This window comes from Pseudomonas sp. KH_024_B2, from assembly GCF_057839965.1.
In genome coordinates, this window is the sequence record NZ_CM174502.1 from 2,150,604 (window position 1) to 2,169,746 (window position 19,143).

Annotated in this window: 15 protein-coding genes and 2 pseudogenes; 9 read left to right on the top strand and 8 right to left on the bottom strand. The window is 55.6% G+C overall.

Annotated elements, in window-relative coordinates:
• Nucleotide 1: 1 nt before the first annotated feature.
• Nucleotides 2-245, bottom strand: a pseudogene (locus AC3I0A_RS10035) (PilZ domain-containing protein).
• 325 nt (nucleotides 246-570) lie between these two features.
• Here AC3I0A_RS10035 and rssB point away from each other — a divergent pair.
• Nucleotides 571-1,755 (top strand): two-component system response regulator RssB, encoded by a 1,185-nt coding sequence (rssB, locus tag AC3I0A_RS10040; RefSeq protein ID WP_489377566.1) that lies wholly within the window; start codon nucleotides 571-573, stop codon nucleotides 1,753-1,755.
• On the top strand, nucleotides 1,752-2,234 hold the full coding sequence (gene rssC / locus AC3I0A_RS10045; RefSeq protein ID WP_489377567.1) for an anti-sigma factor antagonist RssC: 483 nt from the start codon (nucleotides 1,752-1,754) through the stop codon (nucleotides 2,232-2,234). Before rssB ends, rssC begins: the two co-directional genes overlap by 4 nt.
• A gap of 88 nt (nucleotides 2,235-2,322) precedes the next feature.
• Here the strand turns inward: rssC and tal are convergent, their stop codons facing one another.
• The 4 genes from tal to dusA all read right to left on the bottom strand — a co-directional run bounded on the left by tal (nucleotide 2,323) and on the right by dusA (nucleotide 5,124).
• Complete coding sequence (tal, locus tag AC3I0A_RS10050; RefSeq protein WP_489377568.1) at nucleotides 2,323-3,249, bottom strand: transaldolase; 927 nt, start codon at nucleotides 3,247-3,249, stop codon at nucleotides 2,323-2,325.
• 210 nt (nucleotides 3,250-3,459) lie between these two features.
• Nucleotides 3,460-3,771, bottom strand: a complete 312-nt coding sequence (locus AC3I0A_RS10055; RefSeq protein ID WP_489377569.1) for a helix-turn-helix domain-containing protein — start codon at nucleotides 3,769-3,771, stop codon at nucleotides 3,460-3,462.
• The gene (locus tag AC3I0A_RS10060) at nucleotides 3,758-4,078 is read right to left on the bottom strand and encodes a transcriptional regulator (RefSeq protein WP_489377570.1); all 321 of its coding nucleotides are present in this window, start codon (nucleotides 4,076-4,078) and stop codon (nucleotides 3,758-3,760) included. Before AC3I0A_RS10060 ends, AC3I0A_RS10055 begins: the two co-directional genes overlap by 14 nt.
• A gap of 44 nt (nucleotides 4,079-4,122) precedes the next feature.
• Nucleotides 4,123-5,124 carry a tRNA dihydrouridine(20/20a) synthase DusA gene (gene dusA, locus AC3I0A_RS10065; protein ID WP_489377572.1) on the bottom strand — a complete coding sequence of 334 codons (1,002 nt, stop codon included), beginning with the start codon at nucleotides 5,122-5,124 and terminating at the stop codon, nucleotides 4,123-4,125.
• Between the two features lie 196 nt (nucleotides 5,125-5,320).
• On the opposite strand from dusA, the pseudogene AC3I0A_RS10070 reads away from it, so the two are divergent.
• The 3 genes and pseudogenes from AC3I0A_RS10070 to AC3I0A_RS10080 form a co-directional block, all read left to right on the top strand.
• Nucleotides 5,321-5,418: pseudogene (locus tag AC3I0A_RS10070) on the top strand (tyrosine-type recombinase/integrase); the annotation flags it as partial.
• A gap of 169 nt (nucleotides 5,419-5,587) precedes the next feature.
• Nucleotides 5,588-6,574: an MBL fold metallo-hydrolase gene (locus AC3I0A_RS10075; protein ID WP_489377574.1), complete on the top strand. Its 987-nt coding sequence runs from the start codon at nucleotides 5,588-5,590 to the stop codon at nucleotides 6,572-6,574.
• A 43-nt stretch (nucleotides 6,575-6,617) separates the two neighbouring features.
• On the top strand, nucleotides 6,618-7,508 hold the full coding sequence (locus AC3I0A_RS10080) for an alpha/beta hydrolase family protein (protein WP_489377576.1): 891 nt from the start codon (nucleotides 6,618-6,620) through the stop codon (nucleotides 7,506-7,508).
• Nucleotides 7,509-7,791: 283 nt separating this feature from the next.
• On the opposite strand, the gene AC3I0A_RS10085 is transcribed toward AC3I0A_RS10080, so the two are convergent.
• Complete coding sequence (locus tag AC3I0A_RS10085) at nucleotides 7,792-8,154, bottom strand: BrnA antitoxin family protein (RefSeq protein ID WP_489377578.1); 363 nt, start codon at nucleotides 8,152-8,154, stop codon at nucleotides 7,792-7,794.
• A gap of 3 nt (nucleotides 8,155-8,157) precedes the next feature.
• Nucleotides 8,158-8,436: a BrnT family toxin gene (locus AC3I0A_RS10090; protein WP_489377580.1), complete on the bottom strand. Its 279-nt coding sequence runs from the start codon at nucleotides 8,434-8,436 to the stop codon at nucleotides 8,158-8,160.
• Nucleotides 8,437-8,951: 515 nt separating this feature from the next.
• Here AC3I0A_RS10090 and AC3I0A_RS10095 point away from each other — a divergent pair.
• Both AC3I0A_RS10095 and AC3I0A_RS10100 read left to right on the top strand, forming a co-directional pair.
• Nucleotides 8,952-9,503: a glycoside hydrolase family 19 protein gene (locus AC3I0A_RS10095; protein ID WP_489377582.1), complete on the top strand. Its 552-nt coding sequence runs from the start codon at nucleotides 8,952-8,954 to the stop codon at nucleotides 9,501-9,503.
• A 224-nt stretch (nucleotides 9,504-9,727) separates the two neighbouring features.
• Nucleotides 9,728-10,381 (top strand): peroxiredoxin, encoded by a 654-nt coding sequence (locus AC3I0A_RS10100; protein ID WP_489377584.1) that lies wholly within the window; start codon nucleotides 9,728-9,730, stop codon nucleotides 10,379-10,381.
• Between the two features lie 99 nt (nucleotides 10,382-10,480).
• Here AC3I0A_RS10100 and AC3I0A_RS10105 read toward each other — a convergent pair whose 3' ends face one another.
• Nucleotides 10,481-11,185 carry a murein L,D-transpeptidase catalytic domain family protein gene (locus AC3I0A_RS10105; RefSeq protein ID WP_489377586.1) on the bottom strand — a complete coding sequence of 235 codons (705 nt, stop codon included), beginning with the start codon at nucleotides 11,183-11,185 and terminating at the stop codon, nucleotides 10,481-10,483.
• Between the two features lie 81 nt (nucleotides 11,186-11,266).
• Here AC3I0A_RS10105 and AC3I0A_RS10110 point away from each other — a divergent pair, with 81 nt between their 5' ends.
• Both AC3I0A_RS10110 and proA read left to right on the top strand, forming a co-directional pair.
• Nucleotides 11,267-13,021, top strand: coding sequence for a L,D-transpeptidase family protein (locus AC3I0A_RS10110; protein ID WP_489377588.1), 1,755 nt, complete (start codon nucleotides 11,267-11,269; stop codon nucleotides 13,019-13,021).
• Nucleotides 13,022-13,190: 169 nt separating this feature from the next.
• Entirely contained in the window at nucleotides 13,191-19,046 is a 5,856-nt protein-coding gene (proA, locus tag AC3I0A_RS10115; protein WP_489377590.1) for an anti-phage protein ProA, read from the top strand.
• The last annotated feature ends 97 nt before the right edge of the window (nucleotides 19,047-19,143 follow it).

The window sequence follows — 19,143 nt, forward strand, 5'->3', positions numbered from 1 at the left end:
ATTAATTCATTTTCAGGATTGTAAGCCCAAGTTTCTGACTGCTGCTGTCCGCTTCTCTCACCCACACGACCTCGGTCTCGGCTTCCAGACCTTCAGTGCGGCATGTCGATGCGTACGCTGAGCTTGTCGCCCACCTTGAGTGAGCGCTGAGCCTGGACTTGCATGCCACTGCTGGAAAGGTCCACGCAGACGGCTGGAATCACCTGTCCGGCGTGGATCAGGGTGACCTCGGCATCCACCCGCATGCGGATCTAGTCGCGCTTTTCGCTGTAGTCACGACCATTTTGGCTCATGAGCTCTATCCTTCGATTTCGTTAAGGTTTTGCCTGTTCTTATAACTCCCGGTGATTTGTGGTGTAAAGACGTCAGGAGACCATCGGCATGAGCTTGAAACGCCCCGCAGATGGGAGTACCGTCTGCGCCTTAGAAGGGCACCTCTGATTAACGCGCAAATAGGGCAATAGCTCCAAAGGCTGCGACTCAGAGAGGCTAGAAAGCGAATCCAGTAGAGTGAGCCTGGCCAATGCCCAGCCCGCCTACGCAAACTTAATTCTGGCGCCGTTTGCCCACATGCAAAAAACCAGTGCCACGCTGCTGATTATCGATGACGACGAAGTAGTGCGCGCGAGCCTCGCGGCCTATTTGGAAGACAGTGGATTCAGCGTCCTTCAGGCCAGCAATGGCCAGCAAGGTCTTAAGGTATTCGAGCAAGCAAAGCCCGACTTGGTGATCTGCGATCTGCGCATGCCGCAGATGGGCGGACTCGAGCTGATTCGTCAGGTGACCGAGCTTGCACCGCAAACGCCAGTGATCGTGGTCTCGGGCGCGGGCGTCATGAACGACGCTGTCGAGGCCTTGCGTCTCGGTGCGGCGGATTACCTGATCAAACCCCTGGAAGACCTGGCTGTGCTCGAGCACTCTGTGCGCCGGGCTCTGGATCGAGCGCGTCTGCTGCTGGAAAACCAGCGTTACCGCGAGAAGCTGGAAACCGCCAACCGCGAGCTCGAAGCCAGCCTGAACCTGTTGCAGGAAGACCAGAACGCCGGGCGTCAGGTGCAGATGAACATGTTGCCGGTCAGTCCCTGGTCGATCGATGAGTTTCAGTTCGCGCATCAGATTATTCCGTCTTTGTACCTCTCCGGTGATTTTGTCGACTACTTTCGGGTCGACGAGCGTCGGGTAGCGTTTTATCTGGCAGACGTTTCCGGTCATGGCGCATCTTCGGCATTCGTGACGGTGCTGTTGAAATTCATGACCACGCGGTTGTTGTTCGAGTCCAAGCGCAACGGCACCTTGCCGGAATTCAAGCCTTCGGAAGTTCTTGGCCATATCAACCGTGGCCTGATCAGCTGTAAGCTGGGCAAACATGTCACGATGGTCGGTGGAGTCATCGACGAGGAGACGGGTTTGTTGACCTATAGCATTGGCGGTCACCTGCCATTGCCTGTGTTGTACACCCCAGACAGTGTTCGTTATCTGGAAGGACGTGGTCTGCCGGTGGGCTTGTTCAATGAAGCCACCTACGAAGATCACGTACTGGAATTGCCCCCGGTATTCAGCCTGACGCTGATGTCCGATGGCATTTTGGACCTTTTGCCCGAGCAGACACTCAAAGAGAAAGAGGCCGCCTTACCTGAAAGGGTGAGAACGGCGGGCGGCAGCCTGGATGGTCTGCGGCAGGTTTTTGGATTGGCCACGCTAGGGGAGATGCCGGATGATATCGCCCTGTTGGTGTTGAGCAGGAATCTTCAATGAGTACCGGTAGAATCCAGTTCGCCGAGCAGGATGGGACTTTCGTCCTGAAGTTCATCGGTGAAGTACGCCTGACCCTGTGTTCGGCGTTGGATGCGACTATTGAGAAGATCTTCACTTCGCTGAATTTTTCAGCGATCGTCATCGATCTGACCGAAACCCGCAGCATCGACAGCACGACACTTGGCTTGCTGGCCAAATTGTCGATCCTCTCGCGGCAGAAGGTCGGCCTCTTGCCGACTGTCGTCACCACCCACGAAGACATCACCCGGCTTTTGCAGTCGATGGGCTTCGATCAGGTGTTCAACATCGTTGATCGCCCGATTCCGTGCCCGGAAAGCCTGACCGACCTGCCATCCCAGGATCAGTCGGAAGAAGTGGTGCGGATCAAGGTGCTCGAAGCGCACAAGATCCTCATGGGCTTGAATGACTCCAATCGCGAAGCTTTCCACGATCTGGTGAACGCCCTGGAGCGTCACTGATCGCAGCAATCTTCAGCGCATAAAAAAGGGCGAACCCGCGAGGGTTCGCCCTTTTTGCATCTGCCCGTTTCCGATCAGAGCTTGGGAATCAGAGCTTGGCGGACAGCAGCGCTTCGAGTTTTTCCTGGTCGCGGGCGAACTGACGAATACCTTCGGCAAGCTTCTCGGTGGCCATGGCGTCCTCGTTCGAGGCCCAGCGGAACTGGCTCTCGGTCAGGCTCTGGCGGGGTTCGCCTGCGTGGCCTGGCGCCAGTTTGCGCTCAAGCTTGCCAGTGTCGGCAGCGAGTTTTTCCAGCAGGTCCGGGCTGATGGTCAGGCGATCACAGCCGGCCAACTGCTCGATCTGGTTCAGATTACGGAAGCTGGCACCCATGACCACGGTCTTGTAGTCATTGGCCTTGTAGTAGTTGTAGATTCGAGTGACCGACTGCACGCCCGGATCATCGGCGCCGGCGTAGTCGTTGCCACTGGTTTTTTTGTACCAGTCGTAAATCCGGCCCACGAACGGTGAAATCAGGAACACCCCGGCATCGGCACAGGCAACCGCCTGGGCGAAGGAGAACAGCAGGGTCAGGTTGGTCTGGATGCCTTCGCGCTCCAGTTGTTCGGCGGCGCGGATGCCTTCCCAGGTGGAAGCGACCTTGATCAGTACACGATCGCGGCCAATACCGGCTTTTTCATACAATTCGATCAGACGGTGCGCACGCTTCAATACGGCGTCAGTGTCGAACGACAGGCGCGCATCCACTTCAGTGGAAATACGCCCAGGAATCACTTTCAGGATTTCTTGCCCAACCGCCACGGCAAAGCGATCGCTGGCCAGACCGATATCGCCCTTGCAGTCGCTGACGCAGGCGTTCAGCAACTCGGCATAACCAGGAATGGCCGCGGCCTTGAGCAGCAGCGAAGGGTTGGTGGTGGCATCCACCGGTTTGACGCGAGCGATAGCTTCAAAATCGCCAGTATCGGCAACAACGGTGGTGAACTGCTTGAGTTGATCCAGCTTGGAAGTCATGGGCGTGCTCTGTCCTGTGGGTCTAATGACATTACCCGAGGGCTGACAGCCACTCAAGGGCGCTTATGCTTAACGACCGCCCCAACCGCAACTACCTGAAAACAGATGTTTGAATAGCGGGGCGTCGTCCAGATAAATTCGATGTCAAAACACTCGGCAGGTTCAAACCAATTGACTGTTAGTGTTCCATGAGCATCCGCAAACGCATCTTTAGTTCGCCAATACATCCCGGAAAACATCTGGTCGAAGCGCTGCAATGTGCAGCAGCGACCGAGCAGCGCCAGAAGGGGATCGCCGTCCTTGTTCCCACTCCTGCAGAGTGCGTACAGACACTCCCAGCAGCTCGGCAAACCTTGGCTGCGAAAGCCCGGTTTTGCTCCGCGCTTCGGCAGCCTCGGTCACCTCAACCTTATGAACGTCGCCATGGCGGCCAGCTTTGACCTCAAGAATGGACGCAAGTAGCTCTTCGCCGATATTGCGTTTGGCATCCCGTTCCATCAGTTCTTTTTCAGTCAGGGGCATGATTCAGCTCCTTTGCGATTTTGCGCAGGATGTGCGCGGGGATGTTCTCTGTGGCGCCTTTGCCGTAGATCAGTAATGTGACCAAAGCTCCGCTGGCAAGTTGCGCGGTGTAAATAATTCTGACCGCGCCGCTTTTGCCGCGGCCATCCATGCTCCAGCGCACTTTGCGACATCCATCAGACCCGGGGATCACCGCGCCGGCATCCGGGTTGTTCCCCAGGTAGGACATGAACGCGCCACGTTCTTCTTCAGTCCAGTAGTCCGGCCAGAGCCTGGTGAACAGCGGGGATTCGATGATTGTCAGCATGGAAGCGATCATACGTCTTTGACGTAGACATTGGCAAATGACCGCTAGCGCCCCTCAAGCAACTCCGCCGCCTGATCCAGCAACGCCAAAGGCTCCTTGGCCTTATGGATATCCACCGACAACAACTGCCGAAAACGCCGCGCCCCCGGAAAACCCGTGCCCAGCCCCAGCACATGCCGGGTGATATGGTGCATCGACCCGCCAGCCGCCAGATGCTCGGCAATATAAGGCCGCAAGCGCGCCAACGCTTGCGCCCGGGAAATCACCGGTGCCGTACTGCCGAACAACTGCTGATCCACCTCGGCCATCACATAAGGATTGTGATACGCCTCGCGTCCCAGCATCACCCCGTCAAAGCGCTGCAAATGCTCGTGACACTCCGCCAGCGTCTTGATTCCGCCGTTGAGAATAATCTCCAGCTCCGGGAAATCCGCCTTCAACTGCGCCGCCACGTCATAGCGCAAAGGCGGGATGTCCCGATTCTCCTTCGGCGACAACCCCTCCAGAATCGCAATCCGCGCATGCACGGTAAAACTCGTACAACCAGCGTCGCGAACCTGCCCGACGAAATCACACAACTGCGCATAACTGTCACGGCCATTGATCCCGATCCGATGCTTCACCGTCACCGGAATCGACACCACATCCCGCATCGCCTTCACACAATCCGCCACCAAAGCCGGATGCGCCATCAGGCACGCGCCAATCATATTGTTCTGCACCCGATCGCTTGGGCAGCCGACGTTGAGGTTAACCTCGTCGTAACCGTGTTCCTGGGCCATGCGGGCGCACGCGGCCAGATCCGCCGGGACACTGCCGCCCAGTTGCAGGGCGAGCGGGTGTTCGGCTTCGTTGTGACGCAGGAAACGGTCGTGATCGCCATTGAGCAGCGCACCAGTGGTGACCATCTCGGTGTAGAGCAGGGCGTGTCTGGAGAGCAGGCGCAGGAAGAACCGGCAATGGCGATCGGTCCAATCCATCATCGGCGCAACGCTGAAGCGGCGGGAGAGGGCTGGATGGGTGGTTGGAGCGAGATCTAGAGGCATTGGGACGTCTGTTGGATTGCGGTTTTAGCTGGGCGCAGAAGTGAAGAACGGGCTGGGCTTGGCTAGGGAATTTCACAGGTTGGGTAAATATGGGAGTTTATCAGGATTGGAGGGAGATTGACTGGGTTGGGGATAGGCTGCGACTGGAAGTCGTGGTCTGTTCCTGAGGAATCCTTAGTTAGGGATATGAATAGCTTCAGGGCATCGATATTGGAACTCTATGCGCCGGTATACACATTTGCGAGGACGTGGCGACCTTATGCGGGATGGGTGTGGTTGAAGGCACTGAGTTGAGACAGTGCCTTGCTCCTGAGTAACCGGAGTTTCTCAGCTCATACCGATGCCTTGGCTTTGCCAGTCTAGACTTACTGAGGCGCTGAACAGGCTGGTGCAGTGGACGGCTTCGTCGCGCCCGACACGTGGCAACCGCGATCCAAATAGTAAGCCTCATGGAGGTTCCATCATGCACATGACATCCACCCCCACGGTGCTCGCCACTGTTTTTGCTGCCATTTCCAGCCTGGCCCATGCCACCGATCCCGCAGCAGGCAAGGCGCAAGGCGGCAACACCACTAAGCTGTCGTACGAGGTTTTCGTCTCGGATGGGGTTCAACGGGCCTCCGGCGCTCGACTACCGAACGGCGAGCCCGTCGTATCCTCGCCGATTTCGTCCACCCTGATTTTCGGGGAGAAGGAGGCTGTGCTGGTCGATCCGCCGATGACGCTCGAACAGACCAAAGGCGTCGCTGACTGGGTAGCGGCCTCGGGCAAACAACTGAAATACATCTATGTCACCCATGGGCATGGCGACCACTGGTTCGGGGCTAAGCAGCTCATGGCGCGGTTCCCCGGCGTCACCGTCTATGCGACCGAAGGCACGATCAAACTCATGCATCTGCAGGCGACGGTCGGCCGGGAGCGAGTGTTCGACAAGGACTTCCCCGGCCTGATTGGCGAGACACCGATTCTTGCCCAACCGGTTCCGGCCGACGGCTTCCTGCTGGAAGGCAATGTCGTTCTCCCGGTCGAGGTCGGCCACACCGACACCGACGACACCACCGTCTTGCATGTGCCTGCCATCGGCCTGGTGGTGGCCGGCGATGTCGCCTACAACGGTGTGCATCAGTACCTGCTCGAAGGCGGGCACGGCGGCCTGCAGTCCTGGATAGAGGCGATAGATCGCGTCAAGGCGCTCAAACCACGTGCTGTGGTTGCGGGCCACAAGCAGAAATCCCTCCCCGACGATCCGGCCATCCTGGATGAAACCCGCCAGTACCTGCTGGATGCACAACGGCTACTGGCGCAGAAGCCGACTCCTCGTGAATACTTTGACCAGATGATCAAGCTCTATCCCAACCGAATTAACCTCGGCCCGCTGTGGTATAGCGGCGTCGGGCTGCTCAGCCAATCTTCGGCCAACAAGAACGCGAAGTCCTCAACCGATCAGTAAACGGACGAGATACAACCCGCCCATCATCCTTGAGGAATTCATCATGTTCACCTCTCTTAGCCGTACGGCACTGGCCATCGCTCTTCTCGTCTTTTCCGTGTTTGCCCAAGCAGCCGAGCAAACCGTCACCTTCACAGTAGATGGCATGAAGGTTGTCGGTACACTCAACCTGCCCGAGGGCGTGGAAAAACCACCGGTCGCTCTGCTGCTGCACAGCTTTGGTGGTAGCCGGGATGAAGTGAAGATACCTGCTGTCAATGAGGGGATCTTTGCACGCGCCGCGCGCATCTGGGCCGACCAGGGTATCGCCAGTCTGCGTATCGACTATCGCTTCGCCGGCGGCGCCAGCGATGGAGATAGCGCAGACGCCACGCTGGACGCGCATGTAGCGGACGGACTGGGCGCGCTCGACTACCTCGCCAACTCCGGCCGCGTCGATGCCAACCGAATGGCTCTGGTCGGCTGGAGCATGGGCGGTGCCGTGTCTACCGCAGTGGCGGCCCGTACATCGCATAAACTGGACGCCGTAGCGCTGTGGAATCCGGCGACCAACATGCCGGCGTCGTTCCCGCTGCTGTGGGGGGCCGAGAAGATCAAAGAGGCCCTGGCCAGCGGTGACAAGCCGGTGGAGTTGCCGATGCCGCAGGGGCAGCCGCTCAAGGTCAAGTCGGCTTTCTTCGTCAGTCTGCTCACCCTGGTTCCGGCTGCGGAGATCGCCGGCTATGACGGCCCGCTGTTCGTCGCCGTCGGCACGAAGGACGATATCGTCTTCCCGCAACCCGCCTTGGGCCAGAGCCTGATCCGCTACCACCACGGCGAGGGCGAACTGTTCGTCAGGCCGATGGATCACTTTTTCAATGCGTTCCAGGACGAGAAGCAGGTTGATGAGTTGATTTCGGCGACGGCAAGCTTCATCGCGAAGAACGCCAACTAACGAGAGACCCACTTGCATGGTCAGCAGAACCAATGTGTCCTTCCCGGCTGATGGCGGCATCAACCCCGGCGCCGGCTATTCGTCCCCGAAGGCACGGGCCCTCATCCGGCCATCACTATGGCGCACGGCTACGCCGGCACCAAGTACCACGGCATCGAGCGCTTCGCCGAAGCTTTCTGCCAGGCCGGCTTCGTCGTACTGGTGCATGGCTAGATGATTCTCAGACCACAATTTCTTCCCGAAAAACCGAAAACCGTGGCCTGTCCCCATTTTTTCTCTCAGTTCATACCGATGCCTTGGCTTTGCCGGGTTTGGATGCATCCATCATTTTATGTAATTCTTCAGCCATCGCGGCTAGCTGTTTCTCCAGGTCCTTCACATCGGACCGGGTAATACCGTTTGCGTAGGGTCTGACCATTCGGGTCCGTTTTCGGGCTGCTGGTGCCAGCGTGTGGGCAGTCTGAGATACCAGGGCCTGACGCAATAGGTTGTTGATGACGGTTTGATATCCAGTGCCGGCACTTTCGGCGCACTCGCGAGCAGCCTCGATCACGTCGTCATCGAGCATGATGGTGATGCGGGTTTTGCTTTTGCTGCTCGCAACCGGGCCACGCTTGGCTGTGCTGAAATCGTATTCTTCTTTCATCGGTCAACCCTCCAGGTACTGACTCAGTTCATTTTTGGAGGCTATTCGTGCGCTGATGATGCGAACGAAATCTGGCTCGCGGTAGGTGTATGCAACGACGAGTACACGGCCGCAGGCATCTTGCCCCATGATAATCCACCGCTTTTCATCATGATCATTGTCCTCACGCGCAAGGGCCATGTCGTCGTAAAACACGGCCTCGGTATCTGCCAGGCTCACCTTGTGTTTCTTCTTGTTCGCGACGTTTTTCGCCTGGTCATACTGAATTCTGAATGTTGTCATTATGCATATTCTATATGTATAAAAAAGGCCCTGTGTCAGCCCTTTTTCGTTTGGCTTGCAGCTAGGGTGACTGCGTCCAACCATATGATGAAATTTTTGTTCTTGCTCAAGGAGTTGAGAGCTGATTTGTATCTGGAGGTTAGTCATTGCGCCCCCTCAGCTACGCCTGCTCACGGGTAGCGTTCTCCCGCTGTCGGTCAATTTAGTCAGCCAGATCGTTCAGGTGGATGCCGAGCCCCGCTTTTTGACTTTGTACGCTCGGACGCACTATTGGGATGGCCGCATCAGCAGTCTGAGCACGTCTATACCCAGGCCGGTTGGAGCACGACTGTTGGATGCAATTTTGGCGAGGGAAGGAGGCCAATGCGGCCGGAAAGCAAAGGCTAAAGAGAGCTCAAAGTACTGGAGTTGCAATGATTGCTAATAGTAAGGCTCGGGCAGAAACACCTGCATTACTGATAGCATTGATCTCGAATTACTTATGAGGGAACGGTCTTTTTTTATCGGGAGAAACTATGCAAGTAACTCAACAGCAACTACTCGATATCATGCCCGACGCCCGCCACCAAGCGGGCGTTTTTGTATTCGAACTAAATACTGCCATGGCACATCGGCAGATCAATACACCGAAGCGTCAGGCGGCCTTCCTGGCTCAGATAGGCCACGAGTCCGGTCAACTGCAGTATGTCCGCGAACTAGGCGACGATCAGTACCTGAGCAAGTACGACACCGGGACACTGGCTGCGAGACTGGGCAACACCTCGGAAGGTGATGGACCGCGCTATCGCGGTCGCGGTCTGATTCAGGTGACCGGCCGGGACAACTACCAAAAATGCAGCCTGGCACTGTTTGGCGATGAGCGTCTGCTGCTGACTCCCGAGCTACTCGAGTTGCCGCAGTGGGCTGCCGAGTCGGCTGCTTGGTTCTGGTGGGTGCGCGAGCTGAATGCCCTGGCGGATCGTGATGACTTCGAGGGCATCACCCGGAAGATCAACGGTGGGCTTAACGGCCTGAAGGATCGGCAAGTACTGTGGGCGCGGGCGCGATCGGTGTTATGCGTGTCTTAGATCTGATCCCGATGCAATACCTGCTGATGGCTGCGACAGGAAGTCGTGGTCTCGTGCCCCCATGTTTCCCTGCCTACCGAGGGAATGGCCTGGTTTGCGCCTTGTCCTGGTATGTCTCCTATACTGATCCGCGCCGACAGGTTCGACGCAGATACTCGAACGCCGTCGCAACAGCAGTCAGTGTGCTGACAGCTACCCTCCCAGTCACAGCAAGGAGACCGAACATGGCAATTCGCATTGGTGACGAAGCACCGGATTTCACCGCCGAAAGCACCGAAGGTCCTCTCCATTTCCACGAGTGGATTGGCGACAAATGGGCCATCCTGTTCTCGCATCCGAAGGATTTCACGCCTGTCTGTACCACCGAACTCGGTTATATGGCCAAGCTCAAGCCGGAGTTCGACAAACGCAATACCAAAGTAGTCGGACTTAGCGTCGACCCGGTCAGTGATCACCAGGCCTGGGCCGGCGACATCAAGGAAACCCAGGGGCATGCGGTTAACTACCCCATGATCGGCGACGAAAACCTGGTAGTGGCGAAGCTCTACGACATGATTCATCCGAATGCCAGTGGCGGCCCACGGACCGCCGCGGACAACGCTACGGTGCGCTCGGTGTTCATCGTCGGCCCGGACAAGAAGGTCAAGGCGATGCTGATTTACCCGATGAGTGCCGGGCGCAACTTCGACGAAGTGTTGCGCCTGCTCGATTCGCTGCAATTAAACGCCAAACACACAGTCGCCACCCCGGTGAACTGGCGGCCGGGTGAGGACGTCATCATTCCCACTTCGGTGTCCGACGAGGAGGCCAGGAAGAAATACCCGCAGGGCTTCAAGACGTTGAAGCCCTATCTGCGCACCGTGGAGCAGCCGAAGTAACATCAGCCGGCACGGGCTCAATCACGATATCAATTTGGATCGTTGATTGGGCTCACCCGCTGCGACGATGGACGCCCACCAGAGGGCAGCGAAGTCAACTTAATAGCCTGTACCCGGTTTAGACACTTCAGCCACAGTAGACTTATCGCAATTGATAAACGAAGAAGAGTTCAGCCACTGCCGATCAGGATAATAAGAAAACAGCAACTGCCCATCTTTCATCGAGTCGATCAGTTGATGCGCAATAGCCGGACGCACGGCCGGGCAACCCAGACTTCTACCAATACGGCCGTTCAACCGCGCCAGGTCGCGACTGACATACGGCGCCCCGTGAATGACAATCGCCCGGTCGAATGCACGATCATTGAAACCAGGTTCCAATCCCTCCATGCGCAAGGAATAACCATTTTGACCGACATAGGTTGAGCGCGTCCGGTACAAGCCAAGACTGGTAGCCAGGCTTTCATTCTGGTTGGAAAATTGACTGGCCATATTCTCGCCACTGTTTCGACCGTGGGCGACCAGTTCATGAAACAGTAATGTGCGGCGTTTCAGGTCAAAAACCCACAGCCGCTGCTCGGTCGAGGGAAGAGAATAATCAATCACGGCGAGTCTTTGGGCAGGTACTTCGCCTTGTGCCAATCGGCACTGAGACGCACGCACGGCCAACGCGATAACCTTGGCGTTAGCGTCTGGCGCCGCTTTGACCAGCGCGGCCTCAAGCGAATCGGCGTAGGCTGCCTCTACAGAAATGGACATCAGCAGCATGGCCGTCCTTAAAAGGCCGAAGCGGTCTAGCGTCATGTACGTATCTCATCGCGATTTATACGAGTCTAGCAGTGTGACGGATGCTAGCCCTTATGTACGGGGAATTAAGGATTATCCATGCGGCAGCTATCAAATTTATCCAGGTTAAGCCGCGTCTTTTTTATGGGACTGCTGATCGGCAGCTCGGCGACAGCACAGTCTTCGCCGATTTCGCTGTTAACTCCGCCATATGGTGTCATTGACGTTGCACCAAACGACGCCGTCGCCCAAGCGGTCCAGGCCATTCTCGCCCCAGTGGGCTCAATGCCAGCCCCTCTACCTGCCACCTCACCAGGCCACCAACGCGTGGATGTCAGTCGTGCGGTCGCCGATTTTTATGCTCGGCGAAGCTTTCGTGCTGCCTGGACAAACGATAGAGATGTAGCCCAGCTGTTGAAAAGCCTGAACGACACTCAAACTGACGGCCTGGACCCTGGTGATTTCCGTATCGCAGAACTGACCAGGGCCGAAGCGTCGATGCGCACAACGGCGCCAACCCCCGCACAGCGTGCGACCTTTGATATAGCCGCCACCCAGACTTACATTACGGCGTTGCTCCAGTTGCGGCGCGGCAAAGTCGATCCCTCCCGGCTGGAAATACACTGGAACTTCGATCCAGTCGACGTCGATCCTCGCGAAGACGTCAAAGGCTTCTTCGATGCAATCGAAACCCATGACGTAGCGCGCGCGTTCAATCAAGCGCCGCCACAAAATGCGATTTACGGCAGGTTGCGAGAGGGGCTGGCGCAATTGCGCAGGGTTCGAGACAGCGGTGGCTGGCCGTTGATTGCTGCAGGACAGGTCCTCAAGCCAGGCGTGACCGACGCCTCAATAGCGGTGTTGCGCACCCGTTTGACGGCGGGTGGTTATCTGAACGAGCCAACCGCAACACCGACTGACTACGACGAAACCGTTGCATCGGCGGTTAAAAAGTTTCAAGCCGAGCAATACCTTCCGGTGGACGGCGTCGTGGGGGCGGCGACACTCGCCGCGCTGAACATACCGATAGAGGCACGGATAGACCAGGTCCGGGTGAACATGGAGCGAGCACGTTGGCTGCTGTACAAACTTCAGGGAACCTTCGTCATCGTCGATATCGCCGGATACAAGGTCGCGCTCTATCGCGATGGCAAGGCTATCTGGCGCTCTCGTGTACAGGTCGGTAAACCTTTCCGCAGCACACCGGTATTTCAGTCCGAGATTACTTACATAACCTTCAATCCTACCTGGACAGTGCCCCCGACGATTCTCGTCAAAGACATGCTTCCCAAGATTCTAAAAGACCCTCATTACCTTGACGCAAACCGCATTCGAGCCCTCGACAGGCAAGGAGCTGTCGTCGATCCGTCGACCATCGATTGGCACAACCCGCGCGGCATCACCCTCCGTCAGGATGCCGGCCCCGACAACTCTCTCGGCCAGGTGGTCATTCGTTTTCCCAATGACTACGCGATTTATCTCCACGACACCCCTCATCGGGAGTTGTTCGCTCAATCACGCCGCGCCACCAGTTCCGGCTGCATCAGGGTCGAAAATCCGCTGCAGCTGGTAGAACTGCTGTTCAACGACCCGGCTCGTTGGAATACCGCCGCGATTCAGACGCAGTTAGCCAACGGCAAGACAGAAAACATCAGACTCCCGGTAAAAGTGCCGGTGCTATTAGCCTATTGGACAGTGGACCTGAGTAACGATGGTCGGGTGGCGTTTAAACCTGATGTGTATGGGTATGATTTAGCTGTGTTGCGGGCGTTGAATCTGCCTTCGGAATTGCCTGTTTTGGATTTGCCGCGAGCAGGGGGGGCGGCTGTGGCGACGAGGCAAAACAAGCTATAGGGGAAAAGGGAAGGAAAAGGGAACGGATTTATTTTTCTAGCCTCTATAGGGCGACGTTGAGGCGCATAAAAATAAACTGTCCCATTTTTCCCTTTTTTCTGTCCCCTTTTTTCTTAATTACAGCACTTTTCAGATAAGCGTGACTGCGCTCACCATGGAGTAATGGTTGATGACCATCAAGATCGAAGGAGTGATTGCCAGCAAAATTGGCTTTGCCTCCCACCAAAATGCTGTGCCAGTGATGCGAGAGCTTGCTGTGCTCAACGATGGTGGTACCGATTACAACGATCTTGTTCTTGAACTCGTTGCCGATCCGCCATTTCTGGAAGCGCGGACTTGGCGTCTTGACCGTCTGAGCAAAGATTCAAGTCTTCACATTGCTGAGCGCAATCTGAACCTCAATGCTGGATATTTGGCTGACCTGGCTGAAAGTCTTAACGCGAGTGTAATCCTGCGCCTTAGTTGTAAAGGCGAAGTGCTTTATAGCCAATCGTTTCCCGTTGAGCTTTTGGCGAAAAATGAATGGGGAGGCCTCCTTTCCATGCCAGAGCTTTTGGCCGCGTTTGCGATGCCAAATGATCCTGCTGTGGATCGAGTATTGAAATCTGCTGCTGATGTGTTGCGTCGTGCCGGGAAGAAAGATGGCATTGACGGGTATTCCGGCCAATCGAGAACCAGAACCTGGGAGCTGGCTTCAGCTATATGGTCAGCGGTGTGTGGCCTTAGGTTGAGTTACGCCCTGCCTCCCGCGAGTTTTGAAACTCAAGGGCAGAAGGTACGAACACCTGGTTTGATTCTGGAAGGTGGCGTGGCTACTTGTCTGGATACCGCATTGCTTTTTGCGGCGGCGTTGGAACAGGCAGGGCTCAATGCTTTATTGATCCTGACCAAGGGACACGCGTTTGTCGGCGTGTGGCTGCAGCCGCAGGAGTTTTCTCAACTCATCACTGATGAAGCTTCGGCTGTACGAAAACGGATAGATCTAAAAGAAATTCTGGTTTTTGAAACCACGCTGGCAACCCAGATGCCCGTACCAAGCTTCAGCCAAGCCGTGTCCAACGCTGAGCGCCAGATCAATGATGATGATTTCATCATGGCGGTTGATATACATCGTGCCCGGATGCAACGCATTCGCCCTCTGGCGATGTCATCGACCTCGCTAAAGGTTGACGACAGCAATGAACCGCAAGCATTCGAGGCGTTAGAGGATGCACCTGTCCTTCCAGGCTTTGACGTGGAGATATCTTCTGAAGTCGATAGCCCAGCGGGAAAGCTCACGCTCTGGCAAAGAAAACTGTTGGATCTCACGACGCGTAACCGGCTCTTGCATTTACCCGATAGTGCAAAAGGTGTTCGTCTGATATGCCCGGATCCTGCCGTACTAGAAGATCAACTTGCCAGTGGTAAGCGCATTCGGATCGTCTCGATACCTGATCTGGAAGCCGGAGGTAGAGATGCAGCGCTCTACGAACAGCAGAATCGAGAAATTTTACGCGATGAGTATGCACGTACAGCTTTAACACGCGGTGAGGTGCTGGCCACTTTAGAGAAGAGCAAACTCGAAGTTGCCTTGATCGAACTGTATCGTAAGGCTCGTAGCGACCTTGACGAAGGTGGCGCCAACACACTGTTCTTGGCGATCGGGTTTCTGAAGTGGAAAAAAACTGCGGACGACCCAAAAACCTATTCGGCGCCACTCATATTGCTTCCGGTCAAACTTGATCGAAAAAGCGCGCTGTCTGGCGTGACGATGACCCTGCTTGAGGATGAACCACGCTTCAATTTGACGTTGCTTGAGCTACTTCGGCACGACTTTGAACTGGTGATCCCGGGATTGGAGGGAGAGCTTCCTACCGATGAGAGCGGCATCGATGTTGAAGGTATTTGGAATACAGTGCGACGGGCAGTCCGGGATGTTCCTGGATTTGAGGTGACTACCGAACTCGTCCTGGGTACCTTCTCCTTTGCCAAATATCTGATGTGGCAGGACTTGGCTGCTCGCTCTGAGCAGCTTCTACAAAGCCCACTGGTCAAGCATTTGCTGGAGCGCACAGCAGGCGGAGCAGGATTCACTTCGTCAGGCGAGTTTCCACGACCTGATGAACTGGACGCCAAAGTCGATCCGGCCAATTTATTTACGCCATTGCCGGCTGACTCTTCCCAGCTTGCGGCCGTAGTCGCTTCGGCCAGTGGTTGTGACTTTGTACTCGACGGACCACCAGGAACAGGAAAGTCGCAAACTATTGCCAATATGATCGCTCATAACCTGGCCTTGGGACGCAGGGTGCTGTTTGTCGCCGAGAAAATGGCTGCTCTGGATGTTGTCTATCGTCGACTGGAAGAAAAGGGCTTAGGTGAGTTCTGCCTGGAACTCCACTCGAGCAAGACTTCAAAAGTCGAAGTGCTCAAGCAATTGGAGCGTGCCTGGGACGTGCGTGACACGCTGACTGCTGAGGAGTGGGCTGGAGAAACAGCGAAAATACTCAAGTTACGAAATAAACTGAATGCGGTCGTTGAGCTATTACATCGGCGTTGGCCAAATGGCTTATCTGTACATCAGGCGATTGGTCGTGTTGTTCGTGATGGGACTTCAGCCACACCTCGTCTTGCCTGGCCTGAAGGAACAGTGCATGACGCTGTCATATATGCACAGTTTCGGGATGTAGCGAGGCGCCTTGATCTTAACAGTCATGCGGCGCGGGATCTTTCCAGTAGCTTTGGGTTGTTGTGTCGTACTGAGTGGTCGAACGGTTGGCAAGAGGCGATCGTTGCCACCGCACGAACGCTGCCTGTGGCGATCCAGGAGTTGAAGGCGGCGAGCGTTAGCCTTCTTAAAGCAACCAATCTCTCCCTATTGGTTGCGCAGAGCGATGACCTTGCCCAGTTGGCCAAGTTCGTATCACTCTTGATCGACGCGAACGGTCTGGATCTGACGTTTGCCTTCACTCTCAATGTGAATGCGAAAGTCGTTGCGGCAAAGCGAGCAGTTCAGCTTTTAGATGAATATCGAACGATAGTGCAATCATTGTCTTTGCCGTATGTGGAGGAGGCCTGTCGGGGGCTCAATCTCGAGCAAATAAAGAACGATTGGGATCAAGCGCAGCGTAAATTCTGGATATTCGCGACGCTGGCAAAGAAGAAAGTGACAAAGCGTTTGGCTTCCGAAGGCCGTGTATCCGGACTGCCGGATACGGAGTCTGACCTGCCAAAGCTTTTCAATATGCGTACCTTGCTCACGTCGCTGGATGCTCTCTCTGCGGACTTGATATCAATACCCGGGTGGAATGGCGTATTCAGTGATACGTCGCTCATCACCACCTCGGTTGAGCTAAGCGAGCGCATCCGCGCAATGATCAGTGTGCTCTCGAGTTCTCCCGAGGATCTGATCACCCTGCGAAGCGCTACAGCAAAATTGGTAGTTGAAGCCAATGAGTTGCTCGGTGGAGGCGGGTTTATCGACTCGGCTTTGCATCAACTGAAGGATGCTCTTTCTCGTTTCAATCAGATATCTGGTCGGTTCAACGAGCTTGCGGGCAACTCCGTTGATGCCAAGGTCACGATCGAGCCACTGCTCAATACCGCTAACGCCATCGTAGAGCAAGAGACGAAGCTCAAGGCATGGTGCGATTGGTCCAGGGTTCGGGAGGAGGCGATAGCGCTCGGTTTGCAACCGCTTACCGATGCGCTAACCATCAATGCGCTGCCCGAAGGTGGCACCAGCGACGCTTTCGAAACGGCTTACGCCCGATGGTTTGCAACGGTCGTGATTGATTCGCAGCCGCTGCTGCGCAATTTCGTTCCAGCAGAGCATATCAGTGATATTGAGGCATTTGGCCGACTGGATGACGAGCTTTCCAGGCTGACGGTTCGTTATGTGCGTGCAAAGCTTTGCGGTCTGATTCCGTCCAAGAACGAAATAGGCAAGCAGGGTGGTTTCGGCATCCTCAAACATGAACTGCAAAAATCGCGACGCCACAAGCCGGTACGCCAGCTTGCAGCGGAAATGGGCGATGCAATGTCCAGGCTGGCTCCTTGCATGCTGATGAGCCCGCTTTCTATTGCGCAGTATTTACCGCCCGATCAGGCGCTTTTTGATTTGGTCATTTTTGATGAGGCGTCCCAGATTGCCCCATGGGATGCCATTGGCTCCATCGCTAGAGGTAAGCAGGTTGTAATCGCCGGTGACCCTCGACAAATGCCGCCGACTAACTTCTTCAACCGTGGCGCTTCTGCATCTGAAGATGATGATACGGCAGAGGACATGGAAAGCATCCTGGACGAGTGCCTGGGCGCCGGGATTCCAAGCCACAGTCTCAGTTGGCACTACCGAAGCCGTCATGAGAGTTTGATTGCGTTCTCCAATCATCGTTACTACGACAGTAACCTGATTACCTTCCCTGCCGCGCAAACCCGTGCAAGCGCTGTTGAATGGCGTCGAGTTGAGGGTGTCTATGCGAAGGGTAAAGGTCGGCATAACCAAGCGGAAGCAGAAGCAATCGTAGCTGAAACAGTGAAGCGTTTGACTGATCCCGCCTTTGTTGCTGCCGGGCATTCGATCGGGATCATCACGCTCAATACCGATCAGCAAAGACTTATTACTGATCTACTGGATAGGGCACGCCAGCAACACCCGCACATTGAAGCTTTTTTTCAGGATGATCTCCCAGAGCCTGTCGTTGTCAAAAATCTTGAAACGGTGCAAGGCGATGAGCGTGACCTGATCATGCTGGGTGTTGGTTATGGCCCGACTGAGCCTGGTGCCCAGGTGATGTCGATGAACTTTGGCCCGCTCAACAAGGAAGGTGGATGGCGTCGACTGAACGTCGCCATTACCCGCGCACGACGCGAGATGCTCGTGTTTTCCTCATTTGACTCGTCCATGGTTGACCTGAATCGCACCAACGCTCGGGCAGTGCGTGACTTGAAACATTTCATCGAGTTCGCTCAGCGTGGGCCGCGAGCGCTGGCTGAGGCCGTACAAGGATCGGTGGGTGGATATGATTCGCCGTTTGAAGAGGCTGTAGCTCAAGGCCTCAGACGAAAGGGCTGGCAGGTGGTGCCACAAATCGGCGTTTCTCGTTTCCGTATTGATCTTGGAATCGTCCATCCGGACAGGCCCGGCGATTATCTGGTCGGCGTTGAGTGTGATGGCGCGACGTATCACAGTGCAGCGACTGCCAGGGATCGAGACAAGGTCCGCAGCGCGATTCTCAAGGGCTTAGGCTGGAATCTTGTGCGGCTCTGGTCGACTGAATGGTGGATTGATAAAGCGGGCGCACTGGATCGTTTGCATGCAGCCCTGGAAGCTTTGCTTGAAAGCTCCCGTTCAAGCATGGCTATCGAAGTGGAACTTGCTGCGCCAGCCCATTCTCCTCAGCTTTCGCTAGTGGAGAAGAGTGTGCCTTTCGAGATGGCAGCGGATACTCCGCTAGCAGAGCCAGCTACTCTGCCCACACTAAAATCTGATCCCGTTTTGGCAGAGCTGAAAAGTGCTGGAATATGTGAAATTTCACCGGTTTCTGCGATACGAAGCGAATACCGTGTGACGGATTTTAGTGGTCTGAGTGATCGGATAAAGGCCGATGATTTCTACTCGCAAGAGTACAACCATGTCCTTGCCGAGCTGATTGAGCATGTCTTGATTCAAGAAGCTCCGATACTCGATTCATTATTGGTGCAGCGCGTTGCACGCGCTCACGGTTTTCAGCGGTCAGGCCGATTGATTCGTGATCGAGTGCTGGATATTACCGAACAGAATCATCATCTGAAAAATGATCCAGTCGACGGGCAATTTGTATGGCGAGCGGAAGGTGATATCGCTGTTTGGAACAGTTATCGCATTCCCGCAACGTTTGACGATGCGAGATCAGTAGAGGAAATCGCAGCCGAAGAGCTACTGATGTTGGCTTCATTGATTCAGGCTTCTGACAGGCCCCTTGAAATAGCAAGGATCTTGGGAATCAAGAGGCTTACCGGAGCAGCGCGTGAGCGTATCGAGCAGGTCATTAAAGTGACTGCTGGATAATATGGCGTTGGTTTTTCTGCTGATTGTCCATAGCGACGCCTTGTCGCTCGTTATGCGAAACCAGCGAGCCGGGATTGCTGCTCTGGCAAGAGCGCGT